Raw genomic sequence first — 6,203 nt, forward strand, 5'->3', positions numbered from 1 at the left:
TTGGTGGCCACGATGAGCAACAAACCCTCTCTTAGCAAATACCGCTATTTGGACCCATAGGCGCTGACGTCAGACAGTTCCCATACAGGTTCCAGTGTCGCATCGACCGACAGCCTGACAGTTAGAACTGGTTCATCGTCGCCAGCAGGTTCGTCGCGCACATCGCCTGAGCTAGTCCAACCTCGGGTGTAGAAACCAAATCGCTCGTCCGATTTTAGTTCGGTCGATAATTCACCAATTGTAACCTCAACTAGTATCTCATTGCCGGTGTCACAATCGACAAAGTCTGCCTCAGCGAAGGTGATCCAACGTGTGGATAGCGTTGCTTCTATTGCGTCAAGAATGCTTGTTTTTCCCACATCTCCCGAACCAATCAAACAACAGAAAGCGCTATCCGAGGTCCACTTCAGCGTTTTGATGCCTTTGAAGTTTTGGATCGAGATATGACGAATCTGCATTTCAAAGTGCCTCAGATACTAGAAATTGAAGTCATTAAATCGGATTGGCTATGAAACTACTACCCGACGCGCTCGCTTAAAGGTCAGTGTCGGGCACTGACTTGCATCAACGACCAGGACCGCCCTAGAAAGCGTACGTCACCGAATGGCAGCTATTTCGGTTCGCCTGGAACCATTTTGCTCAAGCAGCGAACTTCCGGTTTCCGCCCTCCCGACAGATTCTGTCGGGCCGATCTCAAGTTACAAGCAGCGGGCTCAGGGGATTTGGACAAGCCAAACGCCCTTCGCCGTTAGGGTGGAGGCGCAGCCTCCCCCCTCGGACAAGACAAATAAACAAGGCCGTGTCCTCGGCGTCGCCTGCGGGCCGCACCAACCTTGTCGATTTGTCCTGTCTCGCCCCCCTCCGCGTTCGCCACGTGGCAGATTTGCAGGAGCAGGCGGCTTCGCCGTCTGACCTCCAAATCGCCCCCGATTTTCCGGTTGGGAAACGGGATCAAACGAAACAAGCGGGCCTATGGATGGGAGGCGCAGAGCGTCAAAATAGGTAAGAGTTTGGCGCAATAGGAAAAACTATGTGTCGCTTCACAATTTGGAAAGTGGCGGACCGAGGAGGATTCGAACCCCCGACCCCTTGATTCGTAGTCAAGTACTCTATCCAGCTGAGCTATCGGTCCACTGCTCGGCGGTTTAGTCCCGTGGTTCCGGGTTTGCAAGGGCTTATCTTGGCAAAAGTATGCCTCGCTTTAGATGTCATCACCTTTCGGTAGCCTGATGGAAAAGACCGTACCCTTGGGGCCAGTTCGGTCCAGCTCAAGCGCCCCACCATGCCCCCGCACCAGTTCTTGTGCAATTGCCAGCCCAAGCCCCGTGCCACCCTTTGCGACACCACCTTGGAAAGGTTGAAAGAGGTGCTCTTGGGCCTTTGGGGGCAGGCCTGGACCAGTATCGGCGATCTCGATCCACCAGTTATCTGCATCTTCATAAGCGGAAACATTGATCTCACCGGGTTGGCCATTCGCAATGATCGCCTGCCGTGCGTTACGCACTAGGTTGGAGATTACACGAAACAATTGTTCAGGATCCGCGCGCAAGGAAAACAGCGGAGGAATGTTCTCACTCAACGACAGATCCTTGTCACCAATTGCAAGACGCTCACTGTCCAGAACATCCGCGATCAAATCGTCCAGAGTAAATATCATAAGCGTCGGACTGGGTTCTTCGGCCTTGCCAAAGGCCAACGTACTTTCACACAGATGTACCGCGCGGGTCATCGAGTTCACCAGTTTAGGTGCCATCCGCCGCACCAGCGGGTCTTCGGATGCTTCAATCCGGTCAGTAAACAGCTGAGCGGACGTAAGGATGTTACGTAGATCATGACTGATCTTGGAGACAGCCCCGCCCAGTTGAGCCAGTCGATCCTTTTGACGCAACGCCGCTATAAGCTCGGTCTGGAGACTGCGCAGCGCCTCCTCGGCCTCCCGCAATTCCGTAACCCCTGCATTGGGCGTTATGATACGCCGCGCGTCTTCGGGCGCAGCCGCATAGCGCTGCATATGGCCGACAACACCGCGGATCGGCTTTACAAGGATCGCACGCACCGCGATGAACAACAGCCCGGCTGTCACAATCGAGATGACGGCAGAAAGCACAAGGATACGGACGCCATAGTCGATCATCGATGCGCGCAAGGGCGCAGTTTCCATGGTCACTTCAATTAGTAAACCGGCCTCACGTGTCGGCGCGCCTATGACGCGGATCACTTCGTTTTCCGACTCTAGAATGCGCATCAGGGCATCCCGGATCAAAACGGGGGCGGTACCATCCCGGAGGTCAAACGTATCATCGATAGGTTGCGGCATGGGCGATGCCAGCATCAACTGCCGCACTTCATCCCGGCGCAGCACGACATTGAAAACGCCCGCGTTCTGCAAAAGCTCTTCTTCCAGATCGCTGTCGATCATGTCATCCGCCAGCAAGGCAAGCGACGCGATCTGGGCGCGTTCCAGACGGTTCTGAAGATACTCCTCCCGAAACCGCGCAATGGACGGCACAAAGATCAAGATCTCGGCCAGCATCACGAAGATCGTGGTCAGGATAAGGAAGCGGCCAGAGAGAGAATTCATCATCGTGCTATGTGCTCAGGGAATAAGGCGTTGCACAAGTCCTACCACTCTCTTGACCATGTTGCTTTCAAAAAGGCGCGGACTGAAGTAGGCACCAGCAGCCCGTTTGTTGACCTCACCGATGGTCGGATAAGGCGACACCATGGCGGCGACCTGGCTCATTTTCATATTGTTTGCGATCACCAGCGACCACAGGTTGATCAATTCACCGGCCTGATGCCCGGCAATAGAAGCGCCCACAGGCCGTCCTCTGACCACCATAACTTTGATCAAGCCATCGGTCTTGCGTTCTGCGATGGCTCGGTCGTTGTGATTGTAGTGAAAGCGCACGACTTCCAGCTTGTCCCCGTGCTGTGTCATGGCCTGCGCTTCGGTCAGGCCAACCTGTGCGAGTTCCGGATCAGTATAAGTTGCCCATGGGATGTGAGCCGTCTTGGTTTTGGACGGCAGTGCAAACAAAAGCGACCGGATGATTACACCGGCATGGTAACCTGCAACATGCGTGAATTGCAGCCCGCCAGCCACGTCGCCCACCGCATGGACGCGGCGGTTGGTAGTGCGCAGACTGTCATCGACCTTGATGCCTGTGCGGGTGGTTTTAATCCCGGCGGCTTCCAGGTTCAGCCTATCGGTGTTCGACTTACGGCCCACTGCCACCAGAAGGTGCGAGCCTGTAAAGCTGCGCCCGTCCTTCGTATGCACACTGACCGCATCATCACCGCCCTCGATCTTTTCGGCTAGCGCGTTTTCGGCGATTTCGATGCCCTCGGCGCGCAGCTTTGTCAGGACCACCTCGGCCATTTCGGGATCATCCTTGCCCAGCGCCTTGTCCCCTTCGATCACCGTGACCTTGGATCCGAGACGCCGGTGGGCCTGAGCCATTTCCACCCCAATAGGCCCACCGCCGATGATAAGAAGGTGATCGGGGCGCTCGCGTAACGCCCACAGGTTTTCGTTGGTCAGATAGGGTACTGTGTCGATCCCATCGATCGGCGGCACAAACGGGCTAGATCCGGCGGCAATTACAATACGCCGCGCTTTTATCACAGTATCACCCGCTTGCACCTCGGTGTCCGAGATGAATTTGCCGAACGCGCGGATCACATGCACGCCGAGACCCTCAAACCGCTCCTGACTGTCGACGGGTTCGATCTGCGCGATCACCTGGTTCACATGATCCTTGGCAGCGGCATAGTCCACCTGCGGGACGGCATTGGCAACGCCGTAGTCAGCGCTGTGCGTCTGGCCATATGCCATCTTACCGCTCGAGATCAGCGCCTTTGATGGCACGCAACCATAGTTCAGGCAATCACCACCCATCTTGTGCCCCTCAAGCAGGACGACCTTGGCCCCCATCTGCACGGCGCCGGCGGCGACAGACAACCCGCCTGACCCGGCCCCGATGACCAGGATGTCGGTCTTGATGCGTTTCATGGGTTCAGAAACCTTTCTTACCCGTCACGGCCTTGATTACCACCGGCAGCAGGGACAGTGCCGCCAATCCAAGGATAGGCAGCAGGACGTGCGGTTCAAAGATGATACCAAAGTTGGGTGTTTCACCACGGGCAAACACCTCGCCCAAACCGGCGCCCACGGAAGTATAGACGACCGAGCCGGGGATGATGCCCAAAAAGGTCGAGATGACATAGCGGTGCAGTGGTACCTGCATGAAAGCGGGGATCAGGTTGGCAACAAAGAAAGGTACAGCGGGCACAAGTCGAATGACAAACAGCATGGACCATTGATTTTCATCTATGCCGTCCTTGATCTTCTTGATCGTGCCTTTGGAGGCCTCCATGCGTTGGCCCAGTGTTTCGCCAAAGCCGTGGCGCGCAGCAAGAAAAATGACCGAGGCTCCGATGGTGGCAGCCGTCACGGTGAAGACGGACCCAAACAAAGTACCGAAAAGGAATCCCCCGGTGAGCGTCGCGATACTCGCGCCTGGCAAGGAAAACCCCACAATGAGAACATAGATCGCCACATAGACCACTGCGGTGAGCGTGTAATTGCTGTCCCGAAAGGCGATCAGCGCCTCTCGGTTGTCAGCAAGGGTCTGAAAGCTCAGGTAATCGCGCAGGGCGAATGCACCGATGGCGGCAACGATCAGGATACCGATCAACGGCAGGTTCCGTGTCAGACTGGATTTGCGTGGTTGGCTTGTGTCAGTCATACCTTGTCCTCTCGGGCGTCGTCTGGTTACGCCAAGCGTTGTGCGGGTTGTGACCTGAAAATGCGCTCGCCGCACCCATCAAAACAGGGTGTTCACGGCCCGTTGAACGGATATGTCCAATTCCGTGAGGTTTTTTGGCACTCCAGCGCGTCATTGAAACATAGAGGGCCCTGCCCGGACCCTTTTGTTGCAATGATGACGAAATTAGATGTCCAAAGGGTTTACTTGCCCCACTTGCCGCATTAAAGGACGGGCTTCGAATACAGCCCCTCCCGAATCCGCGGGACCCGAGGGCCAACAGACCCGGAGCCAATGCGATGAAACGCACCTACCAACCTTCGAACCTCGTGCGCAAGCGGCGCCACGGTTTCCGTGCCCGCATGGCAACCAAAGCTGGCCGCAAGATCCTCAATGCCCGCCGCGCCCGCGGCCGGAAATCGCTGAGCGCATAAACACGCACCCGAAAGGGATGATCATGACCCCGCCGGAGGCCTTTTCGCCCAGCTTTTACGCTGGCGAAGATATGCCGCCGGCGGGGCCGTTGCGTTTGGAGGTGATAAAAAAGCGCGCCGACTTTTTGCGCGCGGCCCAAGCCAAACGCATTGTGATGCCCGGTCTTATCCTGCAAGCGCGTTCGCGACATGATGATGGCGCAATCCGTGTGGGTTTTACGTGTTCAAAGAAAGTAGGCAATGCTATCGCCCGGAACCGGGCCAAACGCCGCTTGCGTGAAGTGGCACGACATGTACTCAGCCATCGCGGCGCGACAGCAACCGACTACGTTTTCGTAGGGCGTGCTGGTGAAACGGCGACACGACCGTTTGCGGCGCTGATCAAAGATTGCAATGCGGCGTTGGACAAGTTGCCATGAGCCCCCTCGCCCTTGTCGTATCCCTGCCTGTACGGGCCTACCGTTTGCTCTTTTCCCCATGGGTTGGCTTCAATTGTCGTTATCATCCAACCTGCAGCGCTTATGCCATGGAAGCGTTGGAGAAGCACGGCGCGATCAAGGGGATCTGGATGGCGGTCCGCCGCATCGGGCGTTGTCATCCATGGGGCGGGAATGGTTATGACCCTGTGCCTGAACGTGATGATCCGTGATAGGGCGGCCGCTCCCCTGTCCTGGGGGGCGAGGTGGGAGCGGCCTTGATGTCCGCCGCGCAAATCGCGGCGGGGCACTCGCGCCACAAAAACCTTCACGCTGAGCGCACCTCCGACATAAGTATCCGTCAGCCGAGTTCCAGCCCCATTATTGCTTTTCGAACGTGATGATGACGTCACCAATGTCGATACCACCGCGCTTTACATACCCGCTGCTACTGCAGCGCGGGACGCTCAAATACATCCGTTCCGATAGTGGCTCGGAGTTCACCGCTAACCCCGGGACATTCGGCGGAGTGTTCTGATCGTTGCGGCTGAAGGGTGCACCATCACATCGTTGGCCTTGCTATC

At 56.7% G+C, this 6,203-nt stretch carries 7 protein-coding genes and 1 tRNA gene; 3 read left to right on the forward strand and 5 right to left on the reverse strand.

Features of this window, described 5'->3' with window-relative positions:
* Nucleotides 1-44: 44 nt before the first annotated feature.
* The 5 genes from Q1A75_RS23050 to Q1A75_RS23070 all read right to left on the reverse strand — a co-directional run bounded on the left by Q1A75_RS23050 (nt 45) and on the right by Q1A75_RS23070 (nt 4,751).
* Nucleotides 45-458 (reverse strand): AAA family ATPase, encoded by a 414-nt coding sequence (locus Q1A75_RS23050; protein WP_299550910.1) that lies wholly within the window; start codon nt 456-458, stop codon nt 45-47.
* Nucleotides 459-1,055: 597 nt separating this feature from the next.
* Nucleotides 1,056-1,132 (reverse strand) — tRNA-Arg (locus Q1A75_RS23055).
* A 69-nt stretch (nt 1,133-1,201) separates the two neighbouring features.
* Entirely contained in the window at nt 1,202-2,584 is a 1,383-nt protein-coding gene (locus Q1A75_RS23060; RefSeq protein WP_299550907.1) for a HAMP domain-containing sensor histidine kinase, read from the reverse strand.
* A 12-nt stretch (nt 2,585-2,596) separates the two neighbouring features.
* Nucleotides 2,597-4,015, reverse strand: a complete 1,419-nt coding sequence (locus Q1A75_RS23065; protein WP_299550904.1) for an FAD-dependent oxidoreductase — start codon at nt 4,013-4,015, stop codon at nt 2,597-2,599.
* Between the two features lie 4 nt (nt 4,016-4,019).
* Nucleotides 4,020-4,751, reverse strand: a complete 732-nt coding sequence (locus Q1A75_RS23070) for a TVP38/TMEM64 family protein (protein ID WP_299550901.1) — start codon at nt 4,749-4,751, stop codon at nt 4,020-4,022.
* Between the two features lie 317 nt (nt 4,752-5,068).
* On the opposite strand from Q1A75_RS23070, the gene rpmH reads away from it, so the two are divergent.
* From rpmH to yidD, 3 genes are all read left to right on the forward strand, one after another.
* Entirely contained in the window at nt 5,069-5,203 is a 135-nt protein-coding gene (gene rpmH / locus Q1A75_RS23075) for a 50S ribosomal protein L34 (protein ID WP_005980833.1), read from the forward strand.
* 71 nt (nt 5,204-5,274) lie between these two features.
* Nucleotides 5,275-5,622 (forward strand): ribonuclease P protein component, encoded by a 348-nt coding sequence (gene rnpA / locus Q1A75_RS23080; protein ID WP_299550913.1) that lies wholly within the window; start codon nt 5,275-5,277, stop codon nt 5,620-5,622.
* Nucleotides 5,619-5,852 carry a membrane protein insertion efficiency factor YidD gene (gene yidD / locus Q1A75_RS23085; protein ID WP_299550898.1) on the forward strand — a complete coding sequence of 78 codons (234 nt, stop codon included), beginning with the start codon at nt 5,619-5,621 and terminating at the stop codon, nt 5,850-5,852. Before rnpA ends, yidD begins: the two co-directional genes overlap by 4 nt.
* Nucleotides 5,853-6,203 lie beyond the last annotated feature (351 nt).

It is taken from the genome of uncultured Tateyamaria sp. (assembly GCF_947504105.1).
Taxonomy (GTDB): domain Bacteria; phylum Pseudomonadota; class Alphaproteobacteria; order Rhodobacterales; family Rhodobacteraceae; genus Tateyamaria.

Bases quoted from the DNA above. Each gene is read 5' to 3' on its own strand.
- Q1A75_RS23050 (WP_299550910.1), bottom strand. From the start codon at position 458: ATGCAGATTCGTCATATCTCGATCCAAAACTTCAAAGGCATCAAAACG.
- Q1A75_RS23060 (WP_299550907.1), bottom strand. From the start codon at position 2,584: ATGATGAATTCTCTCTCTGGCCGCTTCCTTATCCTGACCACGATCTTC.
- Q1A75_RS23065 (WP_299550904.1), bottom strand. From the start codon at position 4,015: ATGAAACGCATCAAGACCGACATCCTGGTCATCGGGGCCGGGTCAGGC.
- Q1A75_RS23070 (WP_299550901.1), bottom strand. From the start codon at position 4,751: ATGACTGACACAAGCCAACCACGCAAATCCAGTCTGACACGGAACCTG.
- rpmH (WP_005980833.1), top strand. From the start codon at position 5,069: ATGAAACGCACCTACCAACCTTCGAACCTCGTGCGCAAGCGGCGCCAC.
- rnpA (WP_299550913.1), top strand. From the start codon at position 5,275: ATGCCGCCGGCGGGGCCGTTGCGTTTGGAGGTGATAAAAAAGCGCGCC.
- yidD (WP_299550898.1), top strand. From the start codon at position 5,619: ATGAGCCCCCTCGCCCTTGTCGTATCCCTGCCTGTACGGGCCTACCGT.